We start from the raw sequence: 3,636 nt of genomic DNA, 5'->3' as shown, positions 1-3,636 counted from the left end.
CGCAGCCGCTCGCGGGCGGCCGCCAGCCGCCGGGCCCGCTCGTCGGCCGGCGCACCCTCCTCCGCGCCCAACGCCCGCGCCAGCGCGGTCAGTCGGGCGGTGACCTCGGCCAGGCTCCGGCCCGGGCCGACGTCCAGCGCCACCGTGGGCACCCGCGCCTCCAACTCCTCGGCCACCGGCTCCTCGACGCCGTAGAGCCGCTTGCCGTCATAGGTGACGGCCACCAGCAACTCGGGCCGCGCGGCGAGGAGTTCCTCGACCCGCAGCGCGCCGCCCGGGCCGTGGTAGGGCACCTCGTCCAGCGGCAGCAGGCCCGACTTGGCCGGGTCGGGCGCCTCGCCGTCGTGCAGGGAGCCGAAGTGCCCCAGCGGGCGCACGCCCTCGTCCCAGAGCGCGGCGGCGACCTGGGTGTAGGCGACGACCCGGCGCGGCGGGCGCTCGGCGACCACCCGCGCCCCCCGGTCGTCCCGGAACTCCCAGCCGCCGCCCCGGCCGTTCGCGTCGTCGGCGTGCGCGCCCCCGGTGTTGGCGCTGTCGGTGCCCGGCTCCCTCGTCATGGGCCGCCCCTCCTGGTCGTCGTGAGGTGTTGCCTCCACCTGCCCAGCCCCTATACCTGCCCAGCCCGGGGCCGGAATCCCCCTCGAACGGGCCGAAACGTCGCTCAGGCGTTGGCCGGGGTGATGACGAGGACCTCCGACTCGTCGTGTGGCAGGTACTGGGCGCGGACCACCATGCCCGGCTGGACGTGGGGAACGACGGAGGGCGGCATCGGCTTGGCCTGCTCGATGTCGAAGGTGGAGCCGTCGGGGCGGGTGACCCGCAGGGTGTAGGCGATCACGGCGTGCTGGCCCCTGATCTCGCCGGTGGGCCGTGAGGTGAGCACCACGGCCCTGGTCTCGAAGCCGTTCTCCGCGATCCGCAGCTGCTTGGGCGTGATCTCGCCCTTGGCCAGCCGCACCCGGTTCATCGCCTCCTGCATCTCCTCGGGCGGGGCGTCGGCCGCGATGGCCACCCGGCCGTCGGTGCTGCCGGGCCGGTAGCGGACCGGCAGCACGGTGCCGGGCCGGATCAGGGCCAGCTCGCTGAGGTCCACCAACTGCCGGGCCACGCCACGGAACGACTGGCCGTCGAGGGTGTCCACGTCGAGCAGGATGTCCATCTGCGGGGCGTCGTTGACGGTCAGCCCGGTGCGCTCCATGCCGACCACGGTGCCGATGCCGATGGGCGCGTCGCGGAACTCCTTCGGCGGGCGGGAGCCGGAGACGCCGTCCAGCAGCCGGCCCATGGACAGCATCGACGGGACGAAGAAGACCAGCAGCAGCGGCCCGACCATCCAGCCGTTGAGCCAGGGCATGGGCTCCTCGGAGGTGAGGCCGGTGAGGACGTAGGGGACGCAGAGCGCGAGGGCGATGGCGCAGGTGATCCAGCCGATGTACTTCATGGAACGGTCCCTCCTGGGATGGGGGTTCGGGTGCGGGTCGGGTGTCGGGGGCTCGGGGGCCCGGGTCAGGTGAGGTTGCCGAGGAGGTCGGTCCCGCCGACCGGCACCTCGTCCAGCGAGCCGTCGGGGCGGAGCAGCAACAGCGCGTCGTGCCGGCCGAACTCGGACTCCTCCGAGGCGACGGGCAGCACGCTGACGCCGGACGAGGCGGTGAGGGCGTGGCCGGCCTCGGCGGTCACGGTGTGGCGGTCGACGACCTCGCCGCTGGCGAGGGAGAACACGGTGATCCAGTAGCGGTCGCCGACCGCGTCGGCCGCCTCCCGCACCACCGCCCGGCCCCGGTCGGCGCCCAACGCCAACAGCCGCGGCGCCCCCTCGTCGTCGTTGACCTCGCCGTGGTACTCGCCCAGCAGCGCGGAGAGGTCGGGCAGCCCGGCGGCCTCCCCGGCCAGGGCCTCGTCCAGCTGCCGCTGGAGCCGCGCGGCCACCTCGTCGGGCAGGCCGCCGGCGAGCAGCTCCTCGATCTCCAGGGAGAACTCCTCGACCGTGAGCGAGGTGTCGACCTCCACCAGCACCGGCTCGGCCGTGGCCACCCGGGTGCCGCCGGCCAGCAGGATCTCCGGCTCGCGCAACGGGCCGCCGCCCAGCTCCCGTTCGCGGCCCTCGGGGTCGGTGAGGACCAGGGTCGCGCTGGGCGCGCCGCCCTCGGTGGGCCGCAGGGCCAGCGAGCCGGCCTCGCCGGCGGAGGCCGTCTCGGCGGTCGCGGCCGCCTCGTCGTGCGTCAGTGGCCCCTCGCGCAGCCGGCCGGCCCAGGCGGCAGCGGTCTCCCGGTCGGCGGGCGAGGCGGCCAACTCGCCGACGGGGATGGTGTGGTAGTCGCCCTGGACATCCATCGTGACCACCGCGTCGCGGACGCTGTCATAGCCGTAGGCCGCCGGCGAGGCGATGTGGTCCCGGCCGAGCCCGGGCACCTCGTCGGGGCGCACCGCCACCGAGCCGTCCGCCAGCGCGACGACCATCAGCCCGTCGTCCGTCGTCAGATAGGCGTGGGTGTCGCCGGCGGCCAACACCGTCGCCTCCCAGAGGAGTTCGCCGGAGAGCCGAACGTCCCACGCCCGTTCTCCGCTGTTCAGGTCGACGGCCGCGAGCCGGGTCTGCCAGGGGTCGCCGGTGAACGCGCCCAACAGGCCGGCCTCGCCGCTGCGTTCGTAGGGCACGAGCGCCAACTGCCGGGCCGGCGTGACCGCGAGACCCATCCCCGGCTGGAGGGTGATGGTGGGCTCCTGGTGTTGGGCGACGATCCCGCCGAGCACGACGGCCGTGATCCCGAGGGGCACCCCCAGGAACACGAACGCGCCGAGGCCGCGCCGCCGCCGCGCCTCGGGCCAGCGCGGGTGATCGGGGGTGCCGTAGGGGGAGCTGATCCGCCCGCCGTTCGCGCCCGGGTCCGTTCGGTACCGCATCTCCCCGCTCCTCTCGTTCGGCTGTGGGGAGTCCCACCGTCGCGGGGCCGGCCCGGCTACCGATCACAGAAACGGCTCCCGGGCCAGCCGCGACGGCCGCCCGGCCGGGTCCTTCGGCGGGGCCCGCGCCGGATCACCGGGCAGAGCCGGCCGGTTACCATGCGGGCATGTGCCCGGGAAACGCGATGACCGCCGACGCGCCGGCCACCGTGCCCAGGGCGCGGCTGATCGCGGAGGTCTGGGCCGAACTGGGCGCCGGGCTCGCCCCGTTGAGCAACGGCCTGGGCCAGCCGCTGGCCCGCACCGTGAAGCTGCTGCTGGACCCGCTGGTGCTGCGCCCGGTGCTCAACCCGCACTTCGCGGCCGGGCCGGTGCGCGGGGAGCACGCCGACGAGCTGCGCGCCACGCTGCGCGCGGCCGGGCCGCGCCTGGCGGCGACGGCGGCCTGGTTCACCCGTCTGAAGCGGGCGCGCCGGACCCTGCGGATCACCGAGGGCAACCCGCAGGACCTGTACTTCCAGCGGTGTTTCGAACTCGCCGGAACGTTGGGCCCGCCGGGCGCGGACGCGGAGCGGGTGGCGACGGAGGTGGTCGCGGAGATACGGGAGGCGGCCGGCGCGCTGACGGTCGCCGCGCTGCGCCGCCATGTCACGGAGCCGGCCCGCGCGGCCGAGCTGCGCCGCCGGCTGGCCGAGGCATGGGCGGCGCCGGCGGCCCCTGGCCGCGATGCGG

The 3,636-nt window shown here is 75.7% G+C and carries 2 protein-coding genes and 2 pseudogenes; 1 reads left to right on the top strand and 3 read right to left on the bottom strand.

Annotated features, from left to right (window positions below):
* The 3 genes and pseudogenes from EBN88_RS29145 to EBN88_RS29135 all read right to left on the bottom strand — a co-directional run.
* Nucleotides 1-557 (bottom strand): annotated as a pseudogene (locus EBN88_RS29145) (hypothetical protein); the annotation flags it as partial.
* Between the two features lie 104 nt (nt 558-661).
* Nucleotides 662-1,441 (bottom strand): hypothetical protein, encoded by a 780-nt coding sequence (locus tag EBN88_RS29140; RefSeq protein ID WP_122399998.1) that lies wholly within the window; start codon nt 1,439-1,441, stop codon nt 662-664.
* A gap of 65 nt (nt 1,442-1,506) precedes the next feature.
* Complete coding sequence (locus EBN88_RS29135; RefSeq protein ID WP_122399997.1) at nt 1,507-2,904, bottom strand: PA2928 family protein; 1,398 nt, start codon at nt 2,902-2,904, stop codon at nt 1,507-1,509.
* Nucleotides 2,905-3,071: 167 nt separating this feature from the next.
* Here EBN88_RS29135 and EBN88_RS29130 point away from each other — a divergent pair.
* Nucleotides 3,072-3,636: pseudogene (locus EBN88_RS29130) on the top strand (hypothetical protein); the annotation flags it as partial.

This window comes from Streptomyces triticirhizae (assembly GCF_003696235.1).
GTDB lineage: Bacteria > Actinomycetota > Actinomycetes > Streptomycetales > Streptomycetaceae > Streptomyces > Streptomyces triticirhizae.
The sequence above is the reverse complement of the archived record's forward strand: the minus strand, read 5'-3'. Positions and strand labels throughout refer to the sequence as shown.

What these genes read in the sequence shown, in the direction of transcription:
- EBN88_RS29140 (WP_122399998.1), bottom strand. Translation starts at nt 1,441, where the DNA reads ATGAAGTACATCGGCTGGATCACCTGCGCCATCGCCCTCGCGCTCTGC.
- EBN88_RS29135 (WP_122399997.1), bottom strand. Translation starts at nt 2,904, where the DNA reads ATGCGGTACCGAACGGACCCGGGCGCGAACGGCGGGCGGATCAGCTCC.